21 protein-coding genes are annotated in these 17,182 nt (G+C 61.7%); 11 read left to right on the plus strand and 10 right to left on the minus strand.

All coding sequences use genetic code 11. From position 1 onward, the window contains the following. Nucleotides 1-30: 30 nt before the first annotated feature. Both BM151_RS00710 and BM151_RS00715 read right to left on the minus strand, forming a co-directional pair. Nucleotides 31-783, minus strand: a complete 753-nt coding sequence (locus BM151_RS00710; RefSeq protein WP_245781059.1) for a DUF1194 domain-containing protein — start codon at nt 781-783, stop codon at nt 31-33. Then, nucleotides 777-1,199 (minus strand): VOC family protein, encoded by a 423-nt coding sequence (locus BM151_RS00715; RefSeq protein ID WP_090055688.1) that lies wholly within the window; start codon nt 1,197-1,199, stop codon nt 777-779. The genes BM151_RS00710 and BM151_RS00715 overlap by 7 nt, the downstream gene beginning before the upstream one ends. A gap of 155 nt (nt 1,200-1,354) precedes the next feature. On the opposite strand from BM151_RS00715, the gene BM151_RS00720 reads away from it, so the two are divergent. The 4 genes from BM151_RS00720 to BM151_RS00735 all read left to right on the plus strand — a co-directional run bounded on the left by BM151_RS00720 (nt 1,355) and on the right by BM151_RS00735 (nt 3,624). After that, on the plus strand, nt 1,355-2,149 hold the full coding sequence (locus tag BM151_RS00720; protein WP_090055691.1) for a thymidylate synthase: 795 nt from the start codon (nt 1,355-1,357) through the stop codon (nt 2,147-2,149). A gap of 18 nt (nt 2,150-2,167) precedes the next feature. Further along, the gene (locus tag BM151_RS00725; protein ID WP_090055694.1) at nt 2,168-2,647 is read left to right on the plus strand and encodes a dihydrofolate reductase; all 480 of its coding nucleotides are present in this window, start codon (nt 2,168-2,170) and stop codon (nt 2,645-2,647) included. A 147-nt stretch (nt 2,648-2,794) separates the two neighbouring features. Beyond that, nucleotides 2,795-3,106 carry a hypothetical protein gene (locus tag BM151_RS00730; protein WP_090055697.1) on the plus strand — a complete coding sequence of 104 codons (312 nt, stop codon included), beginning with the start codon at nt 2,795-2,797 and terminating at the stop codon, nt 3,104-3,106. 194 nt (nt 3,107-3,300) lie between these two features. Beyond that, nucleotides 3,301-3,624 carry a hypothetical protein gene (locus BM151_RS00735; RefSeq protein ID WP_090055701.1) on the plus strand — a complete coding sequence of 108 codons (324 nt, stop codon included), beginning with the start codon at nt 3,301-3,303 and terminating at the stop codon, nt 3,622-3,624. Between the two features lie 22 nt (nt 3,625-3,646). Here BM151_RS00735 and BM151_RS00740 read toward each other — a convergent pair whose 3' ends face one another. Both BM151_RS00740 and BM151_RS00745 read right to left on the minus strand, forming a co-directional pair. Next, nucleotides 3,647-4,285, minus strand: coding sequence for a GDSL-type esterase/lipase family protein (locus tag BM151_RS00740; RefSeq protein ID WP_090055704.1), 639 nt, complete (start codon nt 4,283-4,285; stop codon nt 3,647-3,649). A gap of 81 nt (nt 4,286-4,366) precedes the next feature. Next, nucleotides 4,367-4,573 carry a cold-shock protein gene (locus tag BM151_RS00745; protein WP_090059032.1) on the minus strand — a complete coding sequence of 69 codons (207 nt, stop codon included), beginning with the start codon at nt 4,571-4,573 and terminating at the stop codon, nt 4,367-4,369. Nucleotides 4,574-4,804: 231 nt separating this feature from the next. Here BM151_RS00745 and BM151_RS00750 point away from each other — a divergent pair, with 231 nt between their 5' ends. Both BM151_RS00750 and BM151_RS00755 read left to right on the plus strand, forming a co-directional pair. After that, entirely contained in the window at nt 4,805-5,116 is a 312-nt protein-coding gene (locus BM151_RS00750) for an arsenate reductase family protein (RefSeq protein WP_090055707.1), read from the plus strand. Between the two features lie 78 nt (nt 5,117-5,194). After that, nucleotides 5,195-5,563, plus strand: coding sequence for a hypothetical protein (locus BM151_RS00755; RefSeq protein WP_090055711.1), 369 nt, complete (start codon nt 5,195-5,197; stop codon nt 5,561-5,563). A 12-nt stretch (nt 5,564-5,575) separates the two neighbouring features. Here BM151_RS00755 and BM151_RS00760 read toward each other — a convergent pair whose 3' ends face one another. The 5 genes from BM151_RS00760 to thrS all read right to left on the minus strand — a co-directional run bounded on the left by BM151_RS00760 (nt 5,576) and on the right by thrS (nt 10,427). Continuing rightward, the gene (locus BM151_RS00760) at nt 5,576-6,100 is read right to left on the minus strand and encodes a DoxX family membrane protein (protein ID WP_090055714.1); all 525 of its coding nucleotides are present in this window, start codon (nt 6,098-6,100) and stop codon (nt 5,576-5,578) included. Nucleotides 6,101-6,126: 26 nt separating this feature from the next. Continuing rightward, nucleotides 6,127-6,861: an HvfC/BufC N-terminal domain-containing protein gene (locus BM151_RS00765; protein WP_177212984.1), complete on the minus strand. Its 735-nt coding sequence runs from the start codon at nt 6,859-6,861 to the stop codon at nt 6,127-6,129. A 20-nt stretch (nt 6,862-6,881) separates the two neighbouring features. Continuing rightward, the gene (gene bufB, locus BM151_RS00770) at nt 6,882-7,757 is read right to left on the minus strand and encodes an MNIO family bufferin maturase (RefSeq protein ID WP_090059035.1); all 876 of its coding nucleotides are present in this window, start codon (nt 7,755-7,757) and stop codon (nt 6,882-6,884) included. A 64-nt stretch (nt 7,758-7,821) separates the two neighbouring features. After that, entirely contained in the window at nt 7,822-8,127 is a 306-nt protein-coding gene (locus BM151_RS00775; protein WP_090055719.1) for a BufA1 family periplasmic bufferin-type metallophore, read from the minus strand. A gap of 350 nt (nt 8,128-8,477) precedes the next feature. Then, nucleotides 8,478-10,427 (minus strand): threonine--tRNA ligase, encoded by a 1,950-nt coding sequence (gene thrS, locus BM151_RS00780; protein WP_090055722.1) that lies wholly within the window; start codon nt 10,425-10,427, stop codon nt 8,478-8,480. Nucleotides 10,428-10,608: 181 nt separating this feature from the next. On the opposite strand from thrS, the gene BM151_RS00785 reads away from it, so the two are divergent. From BM151_RS00785 to BM151_RS00795, 3 genes are all read left to right on the plus strand, one after another. After that, on the plus strand, nt 10,609-11,280 hold the full coding sequence (locus BM151_RS00785; RefSeq protein ID WP_090055725.1) for a DNA-3-methyladenine glycosylase I: 672 nt from the start codon (nt 10,609-10,611) through the stop codon (nt 11,278-11,280). 174 nt (nt 11,281-11,454) lie between these two features. After that, nucleotides 11,455-12,198 carry an alpha/beta hydrolase gene (locus BM151_RS00790; RefSeq protein WP_090055727.1) on the plus strand — a complete coding sequence of 248 codons (744 nt, stop codon included), beginning with the start codon at nt 11,455-11,457 and terminating at the stop codon, nt 12,196-12,198. 160 nt (nt 12,199-12,358) lie between these two features. Continuing rightward, nucleotides 12,359-13,072 carry an alpha/beta fold hydrolase gene (locus tag BM151_RS00795; protein WP_090055730.1) on the plus strand — a complete coding sequence of 238 codons (714 nt, stop codon included), beginning with the start codon at nt 12,359-12,361 and terminating at the stop codon, nt 13,070-13,072. 35 nt (nt 13,073-13,107) lie between these two features. Here BM151_RS00795 and phaZ read toward each other — a convergent pair whose 3' ends face one another. Beyond that, the gene (phaZ, locus tag BM151_RS00800) at nt 13,108-14,397 is read right to left on the minus strand and encodes a polyhydroxyalkanoate depolymerase (protein WP_090055732.1); all 1,290 of its coding nucleotides are present in this window, start codon (nt 14,395-14,397) and stop codon (nt 13,108-13,110) included. A gap of 270 nt (nt 14,398-14,667) precedes the next feature. Between phaZ and BM151_RS00805 the strand changes: the two genes are divergently transcribed. Continuing rightward, nucleotides 14,668-16,473 (plus strand): PHA/PHB synthase family protein, encoded by a 1,806-nt coding sequence (locus BM151_RS00805; RefSeq protein WP_090059038.1) that lies wholly within the window; start codon nt 14,668-14,670, stop codon nt 16,471-16,473. Nucleotides 16,474-16,675: 202 nt separating this feature from the next. Continuing rightward, nucleotides 16,676-17,116: a phasin family protein gene (locus BM151_RS00810; protein ID WP_090055735.1), complete on the plus strand. Its 441-nt coding sequence runs from the start codon at nt 16,676-16,678 to the stop codon at nt 17,114-17,116. Nucleotides 17,117-17,182: the final 66 nt, after the last annotated feature.

Consider the following 17,182-nt stretch of genomic DNA (forward strand, 5'->3'; position numbering starts at 1 on the left):
CTCCGGTCCCTCTGCCTTTTTCTATGCGATTTAGTGCGGCGTGTTCCATGTTGCCTGATCGGGCATGTCCAGCCATCCCACCGTCACCGTCTGCAATTCCTTGAGCAATTTCCGGGTCATGGCGCGTTCGTAATCGCTGTAATTCCGGGCCCGCTCGACGAAGGCACCAAAGCCCTTGATCACCGCGCCGTGGAAATAGCGCTCGAGCATGTCGAGCTCGCGGGCCACCGCCGCCGGATCGGCCATGTCGGAACCCGTCGAGACGATCAACCCGTTGATCGTCACATCCGCCAGTGCGGCATCGAACCGGACGCGTTCCGGGCGTGGTCCCATGTTGGATTTTCCGTCGGCGGAAATATCGAGCGTATAGCGCCAGCACTCGGGCTTCTGGGCCAAAAGCGCCCCACCGTAGCGCATCGCCTCACCCATGGCGGTGCCGGGACCATGCGGGACACGGATCTGCGTCCTCAGTTGTGCCTGCACATCGGCGAGATCGTCGCGGCTGCGGATCGCGGTCCAGCCGATGAGTGTGCGCGGCGAGGCATCCCCGGCCCATTCATAGACGGCGAGCGAGACTGGCGCGCCCTCCATGGCCAGGAATGCCTGTTGCACCTCTGGGGCATTGAGCGCGCGGGCCAGTCCCTCGACCTGCAGCTGCCATTCCTGGGCATCGACCGAGCCCGAGACATCGAGGCCCAAGGCCAGCGCCTGACGGCAGGTCTCGGCCTGGACCGCGGCGGCCGAGAACAGCGTTGCTGCGAGTATCGCGGCGGCTTTTACCAATGACCCGTGTTCTCCATCGAGGCCCAGGGTTCGGCGGGTGCCAGGCTTGCGCCCTTTTGCAGCAACTCGATCGAGATATTGTCGGGCGAGCGCACAAAGGCCATATGACCGTCGCGCGGCGGCCGGTTGATCGTCACGCCATTGTCCATCAGATGCTGGCACAGCGCGTAGATATCCTCGACCTCATAGGCGAGATGGCCGAAATGCCGTCCGTCCGAGGGCAGACCCTCGTCGCCGTCCCAGTTATAGGTCAGTTCCACGGGGCAATCCTCATTGCCCGGGGCGGCCATGAAGATCAGGCTAAACCGCCCGCCTTCGCTCTCATGCCGCCGGGTCTCTTTCAGCCCCAGAAGCTCGAAAAACGCCATGCTCTTTTCCAGATCCTTGACCCGGACCATCGTGTGCAGATATTTCATGCGATCCCTCCTGTTATGCCGGCCCGACGGGGCCGCTTGCCGGGACTCTAGCCTTTTGTGCGGTGAATGCCACCGTTTCGCATATGTGTCTTTGCGAATCCCCCTGTGACCTCTGTATAGAGGGGTGGATACCACCATATCTTGGGGAGGCGCCCGTGCAGCAATACCATGATCAGTTGAAGACCATTCTCGCCCATGGGGTCGACACGACCGACCGCACCGGCACCGGAACGCGCTCCTATTTCGGTCTGCAGGCGCGCTATGATCTCGCCGATGGTTTCCCGATGGTCACCACGAAAAAACTGCACCTGCGCTCGATCATCCACGAGTTGCTGTGGTTCCTCGCCGGCGACACCAATATCCGTTACCTGAAGGACAACGGTGTCTCGATCTGGGACGAATGGGCCGATGAGAATGGCGATCTCGGGCCGGTTTACGGCGCGCAATGGCGCAAGTGGCCCGGCTCGGACCGTGGCGCCATCGATCAGATCCAGAACCTGCTGAACGCGATCGAAAAGAGCCCGGATTCGCGCCGTCTGATCGTCTCCGCCTGGAACCCGGCCGAGGTGGACCATATGGCGCTGCCGCCGTGCCACACGCTCTGGCAGGTGAAAATCCTCGGCGGCAAGATGCATCTCCAGCTCTATCAACGCTCCGCCGACATGTTTTTGGGCGTGCCGTTCAACATCGCCTCCTATGCGCTCCTGCTCGCCATGCTGGCGCAGGTCACGGGCTATGAGCCGGGCACATTCGTCCATTCGATCGGCGATGCGCATATCTATTCCAACCACATGGAACAGGTGGAGCTGCAGCTCTCGCGGACACCGAAAGCCCTGCCGAAGCTGCGGCTCAATCCGGATGTGAAAAGCCTGTTCGATTTCAAATTCGAGGATATCGAGATCGTTGACTATGCCCCGGATGGCGCGATCAAGGCGCCGGTGGCGGTCTGACGGGCAGGGGGACAAGGCATGATCACGCTCATCGCAGCCCGCGATCGGAATGGCGCCATCGGCAAGGACAACACCATCCCCTGGGATGCGCCCGAGGATATGAAGTTCTTCATGCGCGAAACCATGGGCGGCGCGGTGATCATGGGGCGGCACACCTGGGACAGCCTGCCGGGCTTTGCCAAACCGTTGAAAAACCGTCTCAACCTCGTGGTCTCCTCGCAAGGCGTCGATCACGAGCATGTCTTTGCGACGGTGGAAGAGGCCGTGGCTTTCGCCCGCGCCGCGGGCCGGGCGCGGATCTATGCCATGGGCGGGTATGGCATCTACAAGGCGATGCTGCCGCTGGCCGACCGGCTGTTGATCACCGAGATCGACACAGAGGTCGAGGGGGCCGACACCTGGTTCCCGGACTTCGATCCCAAGGACTGGCGAGAGACCTCCCGCATCCCGCTCCGCGACGCGGCACCGCGCTGCGAGGCGGTGGAATGGGTGCGGTGACGAACTTTCATCAATCCTGTAAATTCGCATAGATTGTCGCAGAGTAGGCAGCAATATTTACCCAAAATCAACCAAACCTTGCCGCAGGGCGGGTGCTCGGTTACCCTTGGGGAAAGGACAATCGGTCCGCCATCCGGGAGTTTTGTGATGATGAAAGCTGCTTTTTCTGCCGTGGTTCTGATGCTCGGCGCCGCCCCCGTTCTCGCGGCGGAGACCCAGCCCTATGATCCGTCGGTCAAGCTTTTCGCCTATGAGAAGACTGTCGACAATTTCTGCCCGGCCGGGACCCAGCCGATCCGCTACAACGGCATCGTCTGCTGCGGCACGCCCAATGCCACCGGCTATGGCGATGCCCCGGCGGTGCGCAAACGCGCCTACACCGCAGCCGCGGCCCGGAACACCACCGATCCGAAATCGCCGAACTATGTACCGGAAACGATTTCCATGTCGGGCAATTGACGACAGGTAATTAACGCCGGGAAACTGACGCCCGTGCATATGCCGCCCGTTTCGAGCTGTTCGCAATGCCGATGAAAGCCTCGCTCTGCGGGGCTTTTTCTTTGGCATGTCCCAAAGCAGGGAAGGTCGGGCTCGTCGCGCATCTGTGCAGAGCGGCGTAGATTGGATGTCATGTTTGTGTTACATTGAACCCCATGAGCATTTCGACACAGGTGCTCCTGAGCGCGATGCTGATCGCGCTCGGATCGGGCACACAGGCACAAAATCTGATCGGTGAGGTCCTCTGTGGCACAGAGGAGGAGATCCATGCCAAGCTGACCCGCCAATTCGGCGCGGTGAAGGCGGGCGAGGGGCTGCGCGACCCTGATGCCATGCTGGAAATCTGGACCAACCCGAAATCCGGCGACTGGACCCTGGTGCAAAGCTATGCCGGGGGACGCACCTGTATCCTGGCCATGGGCGAGTATTGGGAGATGATCACCCCCGCGCCGGATGAGAGCGCGGGGACCGCGGGCTGAGGCTGCCTCGCTTTCGCTCCGATCACGCTTCGACGATTTCCGCGACGATGAACTCGGCCACGGCCCGGCCCAATGTCTCATGGGACGACGTGTCGAGATGCACCCCGTCGATGTCGGAGACGGACACCACGGAATTTGCATCGAAAACGGCGACATCCCGGGCGTCGGCCTGCGCCCTGATCGCATCCTGAACCGCCTGGGCTTTTTCCGCAGCGCCCTCGTAAATCTCGGCGAGACAGCCGGCGGCAAAGGGTTTCGGCGGCAGGATCAGGAAGGGCTCGAACCCGCCGTGACGGTCCTGCATCTCGTCGGAGAGCGCGACGTCGAGGTGGAACCCGGCGGCCTGCGCGATCTCCCCGGGCGAAGCGCCGAATTGCGCTTTCAGATCATTGGTGCCGAGCATGAGGGTCAGCGCGTCGATCGGCCCGTGGCTTTCGAGTGCGATGAACAATCCGATCCGGCCGTCCATATGCGGCCCCATTTCCGCGTCGGGAAAGGCGAAGGTTCGGCCCGGCAGCCCCTCTTCGACGACATCCCAGCCCAGTTCCTCGCCGAGGATCACCGGCCAGCGCCGCGCATGGCGCGGCAGATCCGAAGACCGGCTCCGCATCGGCTGTGTGCCGTGGGTGTTGCTGTCGCCAAAGGTCAGGATGGTCGGCATGGGCGGCTCCGCGTGGGGTGAGAACAAGAAAAGCGGCCCCGGAATGCCCCCGGAGCCGCTGAAAATCAAGCCGTAAAGGTCTTAAAGAGCTTGCAGATCGGAAGCGGAAGAGCGTCCGTCGCGGCCTTCGCGCAGCTCGTAGCCGATTTTCATGTTGTCGGCGAGGCCGGTCATGCCAGCACGCTCGACTGCAGAAATGTGAACGAAAACGTCTTTGCCGCCATCATCAGGGGCGATAAAGCCGTAGCCTTTGGTGGTGTTGAACCATTTTACGGTCCCGGTGGGCATCTCAAGTCTCTCCTTCAGTTTCACCCAGCGCAACATGCGGCGGGCGGTGCAGCCAGGTCTTCCAAGTCATTCAGCTGCCCCGTATGAAGGAGCGGTCATTCCAGAAAGTCAGCAGTCACACCTTCGAGTGTGCCGCAAGTCGGAATAAAGGCAAGCGACAAAATCGTAACATTTGAGCTTGGAGCGAAATTTGGGCGCGTTGCCCCCAAAACCACCACTGAGGAGGTCAAAATGACGGTAATTTACGGGATCAAGAGCTGCGATACCTGCCGAAAAGCGGTGAAAACGCTGGGTATTGCCTTGACCGATATCCGCGAAAATCCGCTTTCCCGGGCGGATTTCGAGCGATTCCATGGCGCATTCGGCGATGCGCTGTTGAACACGCGCTCGACCACATGGCGCGGGCTCGATGCGGCGGAACGTGACCGTCCGGCGCTGGATCTGCTGATGGATCACCCGACTTTGATGAAGCGTCCGGTGATCGAAAAGGACGGCGCGCTCTATCTCGGTTGGGGCAAGGATGTGCAGGCCGCTCTGTTGTGAGACCCGCCTTTAATCGCCGCGCCCGCTGTCCTATGTAACGGGAGCTGTTGCCGGAACAGGGGCTTAAAGGAGACGGATATGCGCAATGCGGCTTTGGTGCTGGGCATTCTCGGGGGCGTGATCGCCATGGCGATCGGCTTTTTCAGCTACGGCTATACCGAGGCGATCGACCGTCTGGGCGAGGTCGAGGGTCTGTTCGAACAGGTCGGCAATGTCGACCTGATCCGTCTCACCAGCTTTCTGGCGCCGATCCTGGCGATTGCCGGTGGCGCCATGGCCCGCGCCCGCGCCCTTTGGGGCGGGGTGCTGATGCTTCTGGCCGCCGGTCTGATGTACAATGGCTTCGGCTTCAACGTCTTTACCATGTTCCCGCTGGGGCTTTGCCTTCTGGGCGGGATACTCGCCGTGGCAGCGGGCAAACCCGACGAGCCGAAAGCACATTTCTGAGCCGGGTCCCGGTCAGGCCGCGCCTGCCTGTCTGGCCTCGAAGCGGTTTCTGATCACCTGATCGAAGGACAGGGCGCCGCCGCCCAGGCCGATCAGGATCAGGAACAACAGGGCCCAGAGCGCGCGTTGATCGAGGATCAGCGCATCCGAGGCCGGGTCGAACCAGCGCCCGAGCGTCGCCCCCATCGCCCCGTGACCGATCACATCCGTCAGCGACTGCACGAGGACAAATCCGGTCATGCCAAGGGCCGCGAGCCTTGTGGCAAGGCCCAGCACGATGAGCAGCGGCAGGAGGAGCTCTGCCAGCCCGCCGGCCATCACCACGGCCCAGTGAAACGGGCCGAGGCTCGAAACGTCATAGCCGAGGGCCTCCATCTGGCGCGGAAAGATCTGGGCATACCCATTCAGGCTCGGCATCAGGGGACCGTCGAATTTGGTCAGGGCCGAGCTCCAGAAATAGCGCAGTAGAACGGCGGCAAAGATGAACCGTGCCAGGAGCGGCAGGAGCAGGGGCGGAATGCGGTCAATCGGGCGCATGGGTGGGGTCTCCTCGTCAGATCGAGTCAAATCTCGTTGATGGCGACGATGGCGCCGCCGCTCAGAAGCGTGGTCAGAAAGCGGGTCAGGTCGAGCCGCGGCGGCGCCAGTTCGGCAGCATCGCCAAGCGCCTCTCCGCTGGCCAGCGCGTCGAGCACGGCCCCGGTGCCGGCGGGAAAGGCGGTCGCGATCGGATCATAGGCCGGACGGGTGATCACCACGTCTTCGGCGCCGCCTTGCACGGTTTTGCCATCGCGGCAGGTGCCGGTCGCCAGACGGTGGATCGCGGTGACCGGATAGGCGCTCGGGAGCCATGCGAAGGCAGGCGCCAGCCGCACCGCACGGGTGAACAAGAGCGGATCGGAGAGCGCCGATTGCGTCACGGGCTGGCTGTCCGCCGCGTGATAGCTCTGACGCAGCGCATATTCGAGCCGGGCAATGTCGGCGAGATAGGGGATCGCGCGGGCCGGAGCGAAATTGTCGATAAATTCCGCAAAATCAGCCCCATAGAGGGCGATGACCGGATGTTTCGGCGGGTGGGCGCGGAGGTATTCGCCGGCCATCGCCGCGAAAAACACCGGACCGACCAGCGATTGCACCGCCGGGAACCCCTGTTCCAACGCCTCTTTCAGACTCACCACGACATTGTTGCGATAGACATCGAAACGCTTGCTCGCGGGCCTGCCATCGGGAGTGATGAGCCCATCCGGGACCGGCTGCTCCGGGGTGAGCGCCGCGGTGATGAAAGTCTGTTGTGTCATGGCTTGTCTCACGGTCTGTCTCATGATCTGACCTCCGCAAAAAGGCTTTCGAGCATGGCGGCGGCACGCCCGGCCTCGGCGGCGAGCACGGGCCAGTCGGGCACATCCGTGTCCCATTCGATCAGGGTCGGTTTCGTCCCGCCTTTGGTGAGCGTATGGGCATAGAGCGCCCAGACCGGATCTGCGGTCTCGCGCCCGTGGCTGTCGATCAGGAGCGGTGCGCCCATCTCGTCCTCATCCTCGTCATGGCCGCCGAGATGGATCTCGCCCACGGCCTCATGGGGATAGCGGTCGATATAGTCATAGGCGTCGAGCCGCAGGTTGTTGGCGGAGACAAAGACATTGTTCACATCGAGCAACAGGCCGCAGCCGGTGCGTTTGACCACCGCGCGCAGGAACTCGACCTCATCCATCGTGCTCTCTTCGAAGGCCAGATAGGAGGAGGGGTTTTCCAGGAGCATCCGGCGGCCCAGCACGTCTTGCACTTCGTCGATATGGTCGCAGACGCGGCTGAGCGTGGCCTCGGTATAGGGCAAGGGCAACAGGTCGTTGAAATAGTCGCTCCCGTGTGTGGACCAGGCCAGATGTTCGGAGAAGGAGGCCGGGTTCAGCCAGGTGACGAGATGTTTCAGCCGTGCCAGATGATCGGGATCGAGCCGGGTCTCGCCGCCGATCGACAGGCCGACGCCATGCACCGAGATCGGAAAGCGCTCGGCCAGCGCACGCAGCTGGGCCAGCGGCCGGCCTCCCTCGACCATGTAGTTTTCGGCATGGATTTCGAGCCATTTCACCGGGTGATCGCCGGTGGAAATCTCTGAAAAATGCTGGGGTTTGAAGCCGACGCCGGCGGCGTGAGGCAGGGTTGTGCCGGGGTCGTTCGGACTGGTGTCGAGCATCGAAACATCCTCCTGATGAGACATGACCCGGCGCATGTTCTGCGCCGGGTCTGCGGGATGGCGCTTAGCTGTCCATCGGCAAGTCGCGGTCGAGGGCCTCGAGAGAGCCCATGCGCGCGGTGCCGTCCATCATCGCCGGCAGTTCGATGTCCGCGCAGGTGCCGGCGGGCACCAGCGTCCAGGCGTTGCCTTGATAATCGACCTTCGAGGTGCCAGCGCAGGTCGTGCCCGGACCCGCCGCACAGCCGTTTTCACCGGCCAGTGCGACGCCGAAGCATTTTTCCTGTTCCTCGGCATGTGCGGCGCCCGCGATGGAAAGGGCAGCGGTCATGGCGCCGAGAAGGGCGAGGGTCTTCGATTGAGTGCTCATTGGGTGTGTCTCCCGTTTGTGTCATGCGTTCCCGCCGTCATTGGCGGTGAGGTGAATGTGGGCCACAGGGGCTTCACAGGCCATTCACGGGGGCGTCAGCTGACGCGCCTGTCAGGCGATGAAACAAACGGATTTGTGAGTTGAAACCGAAAGCGAGACGGGGGAATGCGCGCGAAAACGTGAAGAGTGACGCAATCCGATGGGCCGGTTTTGGCGCAAATCCCAGCGGGAATAGGCAAAAATCCGCCTGTAACATTCCTCACGCATTTGCCGGTCACGCGTGTGCCGCAACGCAAAAGGCCCCCGGGATGGGGGCCTTTTCATATTGTATTCTTTGAATTATTTCAGGATCACTTGAGATCCGGTGCCAAAGCGGCGTCTTTCAACTCGGTGGTAATCTCGGAAAGTGACATGACCGAGGTCTGCTTTTCGCCCAGACGGCGCACCGAGACGGTCTTTTCCTCGACCTCGCGGGCGCCCACGGCGAGGATCACCGGTACTTTTGCGAGGCTGTGTTCGCGGACCTTGTAGTTGATCTTCTCGTTGCGGATGTCGGCCTCGGCGCGCACGCCGGCGGCTTTCAGTGCCGCGACGACCTCTTGCGCATAATCATCGGCCTCGGACACGATGGTGGTGACCACGACCTGACGCGGGGCGAGCCAGAACGGCAGCTTGCCGGCGTGCTCTTCGATCAGAATGCCGATGAAGCGCTCGAACGAGCCGACGACCGCCCGGTGCAGCATGATCGGCCGGTGTTTCGCACCGTCCTGACCGATGTAGCTGGCATCCAGACGCTCCGGCAGGTTCGGGTCGACTTGCAGCGTGCCGCATTGCCATTCGCGACCGATGGCGTCGGTCAGCACAAACTCGAGTTTCGGACCGTAGAAGGCGCCTTCGCCCTCCTGAATCTCATAGTCGTAACCGGCGGCCTTACAGGCGTTGCCGAGAGATTCCTCGGAGTGATCCCAGCTTTCTTCCGAGCCGATGCGCTTTTCCGGCCGGGTCGAGAGTTTGATCGACCAGTCGTGGAAGCCGAGATCGGCGTAGATCCCCGCGAGGAATTCGATGAATTTCTTGGTCTCCGCCTCGATATGCTTCTCTTCGCAGAAGATATGCGCATCGTCCTGGGTAAAGCCGCGCACCCGCATGATCCCGTGCAGCGCGCCCGAGGGTTCGTAGCGGTTACACGAGCCGAACTCGGCCATCCGCAGCGGCAGGTCGCGATAGGACTTGAGACCCTGATTGAACACCTGGACGTGGCAGGGGCAGTTCATCGGCTTCAGCGCGTTGACGGTCTTTTCGCGGGCATGTTCCTCGTCCACTTCGACGATGAACATGTTTTCCTGATAATTGTCCCAGTGACCGGAAGCTTCCCAGAGCTTGCGGTTCACCACCTGCGGCGTGTTCACCTCGACATAGCCGTCGCGGTCCTGCTGACGACGCATGTAATCCTGTAGCGTGGTGTAGATTTTCCAGCCGTTCGGATGCCAGAAGATCTGGCCCGGCGCCTCTTCCTGCATGTGGAACAGGTCCATCTCGCGGCCCAGCTTGCGGTGGTCGCGTTTGGCGGCCTCCTCGAGCATGGTCAGATGCGCCTTCAGAGCCTTCGGGTCCTTGAAGCCGACGCCGTAGATCCGCTGCAACATGGCGTTGTCGCTGTTGCCACGCCAATAGGCGCCGGCGACCGACATCAGTTTGAAGCCGTTGCCGGGCACCTGACCGGTGTTCTGCAAATGCGGGCCGCGGCAGAGATCCTGCCAATGGCCGTGCCAATACATGCGGATCGGCTGACCGTCATCGGGGATCGCGTTCACGAGCTCGACCTTATAGGGCTCGTTATTGGCCTCGTAATAGGCAATGGCGCGGTCGCGCTCCCAGACCTCGGTGGTCACCGGATCGCGGCGATTGATGATCTCTTTCATCTTCGCTTCGATCTCGCCGAGATCCTCGGGCGTAAACGGCTCTTCGCGGTCGAAATCGTAATACCAGCCGTCCTTGATCACCGGGCCGATGGTGACTTTGACATCGGGCCAGAGCTCCTGCACCGCGCGGGCCATGATATGGGCCAGATCGTGACGAATGAGCTCGAGCGCCTGTGCGTCGTCCTGCATGGTGTGAATGGCGATGGCGGCATCGGCCTCGATCGGCCATTGCAGGTCCCAATGCGCGCCGTTCACGGTGGCAGAGATGGCCTTTTTGCCAAGCGAGGTGGAAATCGACGCGGCAACTTCGGCGGCGGTTATGCCCTTGTCGAAATTGCGCGAATTGCCATCGGGAAAGGTAAGGGAGACTTGGGCCATCTTGGCACTCCTCGTCAGTTTGGCGCCCACGGAACGCCCGGTTGCGGGTATGGTTTCACGGGGTGTTTTGCCCCCGGGGGGCGGGCTTGTCAACGCAACATCTGTGGGGGGATGGATCAGCGTGCTTGATCGGTTGTGGTGGCTCGGGCAGTCTGCGGCCAAAGACAGCGCGGAGGACAAAATGCGCAGCTATCAGGAGATTCTCGACATTGCCGCCGCGCGCAAGGGCGGGGTGGCGGCGGTGCTGGACCATGTGCGGGTGCCGAAAACGCCCGAGGCGCTGGCGGCCATTCCCGGAGATCGCTGGCTCGCCGAAATGGCGCGGCATATCTTTCAGACCGGCATGTCCTGGAAAGTCGTCGAGGCGAAATGGCCCGGGATCGAGGCGGCGTTCGAGGGCTTTGACGTGACCCGGATCGCGCATATGTCCGAGGACTGGTTTGATGCGCTGTTGAAAGACACGCGGATCATCCGCTCCGGGGCCAAGCTGCGGGCGATTCAGGAGAATGCCGAATTCATCGCCCGTGTCGATGCCGAGGAGGGCGGTTTCGCCCGTAAGATCGCCCAATGGCCGGCGGAGGACTATTTCGGTCTTCTGGATTGGCTGAAGGACAATGGCGCGCGTCTGGGCGGCAATACCGGCGCCTATACGCTGCGGATGATGGGGCGCGATGGCTTCATGCTGAGCAAGGATGTGGTGGCGCGGTTGATTGCCGAAGGGATCATCGACAAAGCGCCGACATCCAAGCCCGCAAAACGTGCCGTGCAGGAGGCGTTCAACAGCTGGCGCGCCGAGAGCGGCGAGACGTTCAACACGATTTCGAGCGTGTTGGCGCAGAGTATCGACGGGTGAGGCGGGGCAGAAGGTGTTCGCGCCGCGCGGCGGCGATCTGCGGTTTGCGCCTGGAGCCCGATTGTCTGCCCCGCTCATCAGCTCTCTGACCGCCCGACACACATTGCTTCTCCAACCCCGCGCCGCTACGTCTCGAAGACACCCAATATGTGACCAAACCGACAGGAGCCCCCCATGACCGATTTTCTCGACACGCCCTCCGGGCGCCGCATCGCCTACAACCGTCTCGAGGGCGAGGGCACCGGTGTGGTGTTCCTGGGCGGGTTCATGTCGGATATGGAAGGTTCGAAAGCCACGGCACTCGAGGCCTGGGCGAAGATGCAGGGGCGGCCTTTCCTGCGCTTCGATTATTCCGGTCATGGGGTGAGTTCGGGGGAATTCAGGGACGGTTGCATTGGGGATTGGGCCGAGGATGCCCAGGCTGCGATCGAAAGCCTCACGGAGGGGCCACAGATCCTCGTCGGCTCGTCGATGGGCGGCTGGATCTCGCTTCTGATGTGCAAGCGCCTCCATACCCGGGTCGCCGGGCTCGTCACCATCGCTGCGGCGCCGGATTTCACCGAGGACGGGTTCTGGGCCGGGTTTGATGACGGCGAGCGCCAGACATTGATGCAAGAGGGCGTCGTCATGGTGCCCTCGGACTACGCGGCGCCCTATCCGATCACCCGCCGCCTGATCGAGGACGGGCGGGATCACTTGATTATGCGCAGCCCGCTGGCGTTGCCCTTCCCGGTGCGTTTCCTGCAAGGCACGGCGGACACATCGGTTTCGGTCGAGACCGCGAATGCCCTTCTGGCGCATGCCCAGGGCGGGGATATCCGGCTGACGCTGGTCAAGGGCGCGGATCATTCCTTCTCGACGCCGGATTGTCTCAAGACCGTTGAAGCGGCGATTTTCGAGGTGCTGGCGCGGATTTGACACCCGGACAAAGCGAACCTTTCGAGGGGTGAGCGCCTGTCTTGGCGGCAAGAAATTGCATATTTCGCACCTCTCCCGAAAGGTGCTCTCATCCCGCCTTGACGCCTCGCCGTCGGCGCGCCATGTCAGGAGGGTTCGATTTTTAACAGGGTGCGCAGTCATGACCGAGAGCCTGGTGCTTCTCCCCGGTTTTCTGGCCGATGGCCGGGTCTTTGCCGATCAGATCACGGATCTGAGCCGGGAGAGTGCGGTGATGGTGGCGCCGCTTCTGGGCGAGAGCCTGGTGGAGATGGCCGACCGGGTTCTGGCGCAGGCGCCGCCGAAATTTGCGCTTGCCGGCCATGATCTCGGGGCCTCGGTGGCCACCGAGATGCTGCGCCGGGCGCCGGGGCGGGTCACCCGGATTGCGCTAATTTCCGGCTCGGCTCAGGCCGAGCCGCCCAATCTGGCCGCCGCCCGCGAACCACGGATGATCAAGGCCAAGACCGGGCGCTATGGCGAGGTGTTGCTCGAAGAACTGCCCTCGACCACGCTTTATGACGGGCCGCATCGCGGCGCCATTCGCGACCATTGGATCGATATGGCGATGGAGGCGGGGCTCGAGACCTATCTGGCGCAATCGCGCATCCTGCAACGCCGCCCGGACCATCAGAACGTGCTGCGCCGGGCCCGCATCCCGGGGTTGGTGATCGGCGGCAAGGCCGACACGATCGCGCCGCCCCGGCGGCAGGATTTCATCGCCCAGCTGATGCCGCGCGCCGAGCTCGTGCTGATCGAAAAGGCCGGGCACCTGCCGATGCTGGAAGCGCCCGCCACCGTGTCGCGGGCGCTCCAGGCCTGGCTCAGGGCCGAGGCGCCCTTCGTGCTGCGCTAAGTCAGGATCGGGCAGGCGGGCGGGCGCGGGCCGGATTACCCGGCCTTGGCCTCGCTTTCCGGTGCCACGACATCCTTGCCTCCGACGACTCGCGGACCGGAATTCTGGTCGATGAACTCGAGCACCAGCGGACGGATGTTGTTGCGCCAGCTCTTGCCGGCGAAAATCCCGTAGTGCCCGGCGCCGGGTTCGAGATGCGAGGCTTTCTTGCTGTCGGGCAGGCCGGTGCAGAGGTCCAGCGCGGCGACGCATTGGCCGGGGGCGGAAATATCATCCTCTTCGCCTTCGACGGTTTTCACCGCGACATCGGTGATCTTGCCGATATCGACCTGTTTGCCGTTGATGGTGAAGCGGTTCTGCGCCACCTCGAGGCCTTTGAAAATGCGTTCGACGGTGGAGAGGTAGAATTCGCCGGTCATGTCCATGACGGCAAGATATTCGTCGTAGAACTTGTTGTGGCGGTCGTGATCCGAGGCCTCGCCCTTGGCGACGCGGCTGATCTGATCGCTGAATGCCTTGGCATGGTTCTCGGCATTCATGGTGATAAACGAGGTGAGCTGCAACAGGCCCGGGTAGACCTTGCGGCCGACGCCCTTGTATTTGTAGCCGACACGCTGGATCATCGATTGCTCGAGCTGCCCCATGGTGACGCGATTGCCGAAATCGGTGACCTCCGTCGGGGTGGCATCCGGGTCGATCGGCCCGCCGATGAGGGTCAGCGAGCGCGGCTGGGCCTTGGGGTCTTCCTCGGCGAGATAGGCGGTGGCGGCGAGCGTCAGCGGGGCCGGCTGGCAGACCGCGATGACATGGGTGTTGGGGCCCAGATATTTCATGAAGTCGACGAGGTAGAGCGTGTAATCCTCGACGTCGAACTTGCCTTCGGAGACCGGGATGTCGCGGGCATTGTGCCAATCGGTGATATAGACCTCGCAATCGGGCAGCAGAGAAATCACCGTCGAGCGCAACAGCGTCGCGTAATGGCCCGACATCGGCGCGACCAGCAGCACGCGGCGCTTCATCTCTTCACGGCCCTGCACCTTGAAATGGATGAGATCGCCAAAGGCTTTGTTCACCTCGACCTTGACCTCGACCAGATGGTCGCGCCCGTCTTCGCCGACGACGGAGCCGATGCCCCAGTCGGGTTTCGCGACCATGCGGGAAAAGGCGCGTTCGGTGACCTGACCCCAGGCGGCCAGCCAGCCGAAAGCCGGGTTGGGCATCATGGCGACCGCAGGATAGGAGCCAAGAGCCTGCGCCGAGGCGCCCAGCCATTGGTTGGTGTTGCGGATCGTTTCCATCATGTCATAGGTGGCCATGAATCGCATGTGCGCCTCCTTGGGCTGTGCCCCTTGTACCTTTTGCGAAAGTGCCGTGCTTTGCCTGCGCGAAGCACCTTCCCACGGGGCAGGTCTACCGTTATCGTAACTCAAGCGTCTCGAAAAAACTGAACGCAGATTTTTGAGAACGCCGTGCAACGGGTTGATGTTTCGGGCGTTCCGCAGTCAACTCATAGCGCAAGATTGTTGCGAAACGCTTTAGCATATTCTTACAGCATTTTGCGATGCTGCAAGTGCAAAAAAATGGGAGGCGGCGAGATGACTGGGGACGGAGAGGTCAAAACGCGCGAAAAACAACAGGATCTGGAGAAGCTCAACACGAATATCGTGAAGATCGAGGAGCTTTCCAGCCGCCTGGCCGCCGCGCTTGCGCAGAAAAAACCGATTCCGCAATCCTTGCAGGGGCCCGGTCAGGAATTGTTCATGAAGGCGGCGAGCGCCTATATGGCCGAGATGATGAACAACCCGGCGCGGATCATCGAACATCAGATCGGCCATTGGGGCAAGACGCTCAAACATTATGTCGAGGCGCAGCACCGGCTCGGGCAGGGCGATCTGACCCCGCCGCCGGATGACCGACCGAAGGATCGGCGGTTCTCGAATGAATTGTGGGACACCAACCCCTATTTCAACTTTCTCAAACAGCAATACATGATGAATGCCGAGGCGATCGAGAGTTCCGTCTCCGGGCTCGAGGGGCTCGAGGAGCGGGATCGCAAGCGGGTCGGGTATTTCACCCGGCAGATCATCGACATGATGGCGCCGACCAATTTTCTCGCCACCAATCCGGATGCGCTTCAGCGCGCGCTCGAAACCGACGGTGAGAGCCTCGTTCAGGGGCTTGAGAATCTGGTGCGCGATCTCGAGGATCACCATGGCGAGCCGGTGGTGAATCTGGTCGACAAGAGCGCGTTCAAGGTGGGGGAGAATCTCGGTGCTTCCGAGGGCTCCGTGGTCTACCGCAACCGCATGTTCGAGCTGATTCAATATGCGCCGCGCACCGAAGAGGTGCACAAGACGCCGCTTTTGCTGTTCCCGCCCTGGATCAACAAATTCTACATCCTCGACCTGCGCGAGCATAATTCCCTGATCAAATGGATCGTGGAACAGGGCTATACGGTCTTCGTCGTGTCCTGGGTCAACCCGAACGCGGCCTATGCCGATGTCGGCATGGACGAGTATGTCGAAGAAGGCTTCCTGACTGCGATCGATCAGGTGAAACAGATCACCGGTGAGCCGAAGATCAATGTCATCGGCTATTGCATCGCCGGCACCACCCTGTCGATCACGCTCGCCTTGATGAAACAGCGGGGCGATGCTTCGGTGAAATCCGCGACGTTTTTCACCACCCTCACCGATTTCTCGGATCAGGGCGAGGTCGGGGTCTTTCTCGATGATGATTTCGTCGACGGGATCGAGGCAGAGGCCAAACGCACCGGCATCATGAGTTCGCTCTACATGAGCCGGACATTCTCCTATCTGCGCTCGAACGATCTGATCTATCAGCCGGCGATCCGCAGCTACATGCTGGGCCAGACCCCGCCGGCCTTCGATCTTCTGTACTGGAATGGCGATGCCACCGATCTGCCGGGCAAGATGGCGGTGGAATATCTGCGCGGCTTGTGCCAGCGCGACGAGCTGGCCACCACCGGTTTCCCGATCTGCGGCACCAAGGTGCAGCTCGCGGATGTCGATGTGCCGCTCTGCGCCATCGGGTGCGAGACCGATCACATCGCCGCCTGGGATGCCTCCTACAACGGTATTCGCAAGATGGGGTCGCAAAACAAGACTTTCATCCTGTCGCAATCCGGTCATATCGCCGGGATCGTCAACCCGCCGTCGAAGAAGAAATACGGGCATTATACCAACAAGGATCTGACGCTTTCGCCGCAGGAATGGCGCGCGGGGGCGACCTTCCATGAGGGCTCCTGGTGGCCGCGTTGGGAAAAATGGCTGTCACAAAAGTCGGGCAAAATGATTCCGGCGCGGACCCCGGGCGATTCGGGGCGGGAGATTCTCGCGCCGGCCCCGGGCACTTACGTGGCGTCACGGGCAACTCTCTGAATTTCCGTAGTTTTGGGTATATTTCTGCGGTGCAGCATAAATCTCTTGATTTTCTGCGCCGCAGCATGCATATTCATTGTGCAGAGGCAGAAAACCCGGGCAATCTCCCACCCGGTCCGCCCTGCAGTAATGAGCGAAACCCCGCAGCCGTTGTTTTGGTAGGGGCCGACTTCGCACTGTGATACCAAAAGGACTATGTGACATGGCCAAGACCGACGATTTCACCAAGATGATGAAAGACATGATGGGCAACTTCCCGCTCGACATGTCGGCGATGCAGGAAAGCTTCAAAACCCAGGCGTCCTTCGCCGAGAAAATGTCCAAAGTGGCGATCGAAGCCGCTGAGAAATCCACCGAGATTTCTTCCAAATGGACCAAGGACACGCTTTCCAAAGTGACCGAGATCACCGCGGTGAAAGAAGAGCCGACCGATTACTCCAAGGCGCTGACCGAGTTTGCCTCGTCGCAGGCTGAAATGGCCGCCGAGAACATGGCCGCTTTCGCCGAGGTCGCCAAAAAGGTTCAGATGGAAACCGTCGAGCTGATGCTCGCCGCCGGCAAGGACATGGGTGAGGATCTCACCGCCGCCGCGAAAAAAGCCACCGACGAAGTGACCAAAGCCGCGAAAAAAGCCACCGCCTGATCCGGCGCTGCATCGATATTTCGAACCTCTCCCCGCTTTTCCTCCTCCCTGAAAGCGTGGATCTTG

It is taken from the genome of Celeribacter neptunius (assembly GCF_900113955.1).
Taxonomy (GTDB): Bacteria; Pseudomonadota; Alphaproteobacteria; order Rhodobacterales; family Rhodobacteraceae; genus Celeribacter; species Celeribacter neptunius.

Bases quoted from the DNA above. Each gene is read 5' to 3' on its own strand.
- BM151_RS00715 (WP_090055688.1), bottom strand. From the start codon at position 1,199: ATGAAATATCTGCACACGATGGTCCGGGTCAAGGATCTGGAAAAGAGC.
- BM151_RS00725 (WP_090055694.1), top strand. From the start codon at position 2,168: ATGATCACGCTCATCGCAGCCCGCGATCGGAATGGCGCCATCGGCAAG.
- BM151_RS00730 (WP_090055697.1), top strand. From the start codon at position 2,795: ATGATGAAAGCTGCTTTTTCTGCCGTGGTTCTGATGCTCGGCGCCGCC.
- BM151_RS00735 (WP_090055701.1), top strand. From the start codon at position 3,301: ATGAGCATTTCGACACAGGTGCTCCTGAGCGCGATGCTGATCGCGCTC.
- BM151_RS00740 (WP_090055704.1), bottom strand. From the start codon at position 4,285: ATGCCGACCATCCTGACCTTTGGCGACAGCAACACCCACGGCACACAG.
- BM151_RS00745 (WP_090059032.1), bottom strand. From the start codon at position 4,573: ATGCCCACCGGGACCGTAAAATGGTTCAACACCACCAAAGGCTACGGC.
- BM151_RS00750 (WP_090055707.1), top strand. From the start codon at position 4,805: ATGACGGTAATTTACGGGATCAAGAGCTGCGATACCTGCCGAAAAGCG.
- BM151_RS00755 (WP_090055711.1), top strand. From the start codon at position 5,195: ATGCGCAATGCGGCTTTGGTGCTGGGCATTCTCGGGGGCGTGATCGCC.
- BM151_RS00760 (WP_090055714.1), bottom strand. From the start codon at position 6,100: ATGCGCCCGATTGACCGCATTCCGCCCCTGCTCCTGCCGCTCCTGGCA.
- BM151_RS00765 (WP_177212984.1), bottom strand. From the start codon at position 6,861: ATGACACAACAGACTTTCATCACCGCGGCGCTCACCCCGGAGCAGCCG.
- bufB (WP_090059035.1), bottom strand. From the start codon at position 7,757: ATGCTCGACACCAGTCCGAACGACCCCGGCACAACCCTGCCTCACGCC.
- BM151_RS00775 (WP_090055719.1), bottom strand. From the start codon at position 8,127: ATGAGCACTCAATCGAAGACCCTCGCCCTTCTCGGCGCCATGACCGCT.
- thrS (WP_090055722.1), bottom strand. From the start codon at position 10,427: ATGGCCCAAGTCTCCCTTACCTTTCCCGATGGCAATTCGCGCAATTTC.
- BM151_RS00785 (WP_090055725.1), top strand. From the start codon at position 10,609: ATGCGCAGCTATCAGGAGATTCTCGACATTGCCGCCGCGCGCAAGGGC.
- BM151_RS00790 (WP_090055727.1), top strand. From the start codon at position 11,455: ATGACCGATTTTCTCGACACGCCCTCCGGGCGCCGCATCGCCTACAAC.
- BM151_RS00795 (WP_090055730.1), top strand. From the start codon at position 12,359: ATGACCGAGAGCCTGGTGCTTCTCCCCGGTTTTCTGGCCGATGGCCGG.
- phaZ (WP_090055732.1), bottom strand. From the start codon at position 14,397: ATGCGATTCATGGCCACCTATGACATGATGGAAACGATCCGCAACACC.
- BM151_RS00805 (WP_090059038.1), top strand. From the start codon at position 14,668: ATGACTGGGGACGGAGAGGTCAAAACGCGCGAAAAACAACAGGATCTG.
- BM151_RS00810 (WP_090055735.1), top strand. From the start codon at position 16,676: ATGGCCAAGACCGACGATTTCACCAAGATGATGAAAGACATGATGGGC.